Raw genomic sequence first — 420 nt, forward strand, 5'->3', positions numbered from 1 at the left:
AATTGACGTTAACTGACGTTACTTTATGTTTATTTAAGATTTTTTCTTCTGCTAAATACGGCTTGCACGCAGCCCTTGAATTAATCTCCCCGTTTCTTGTCAAAATCGCTGAAAAAAATAAGATAAAAGTCAATGGTCAATTATTTCAGTTGCAATATCGCGTCTTCCCGTTCATTTTTACCTCTGGGTGAATTTCAAAATGGAAATTCTGATGCAATTGCGTACCTCCTCCCGGCGCTACGGATTAATATCCATAAGTTTGCTCTGGATATTTGCCATTGCCGTCTACGGTATGTTCGGACTTGGCCTCTGGATGGTCACGCTCAGCTATTACGATGGCTGGTATCATCAGGCACCCGAGCTGCATAAAAGCATCGGGTGCTGCTGATGCTGGGGCTGGTATTTCGCGCTATCTGGCGA

General features: G+C 43.6%; 1 protein-coding gene and 1 pseudogene. Both read left to right on the forward strand.

All coding sequences use genetic code 11. The features are described from left to right. Positions 1-191 (forward strand): hypothetical protein (locus tag A6013_RS27465; protein WP_069733892.1); only part of this gene is annotated, 191 nt, incomplete at its 5' end. Positions 192-211: 20 nt separating this feature from the next. Further along, positions 212-420, forward strand: a pseudogene (locus A6013_RS24410) (cytochrome b); the annotation flags it as partial.

Source organism: Enterobacter sp. IF2SW-B1 (genome assembly GCF_001743375.1).
GTDB classification, from domain to species: domain Bacteria; phylum Pseudomonadota; class Gammaproteobacteria; order Enterobacterales; family Enterobacteriaceae; genus Enterobacter; species Enterobacter bugandensis.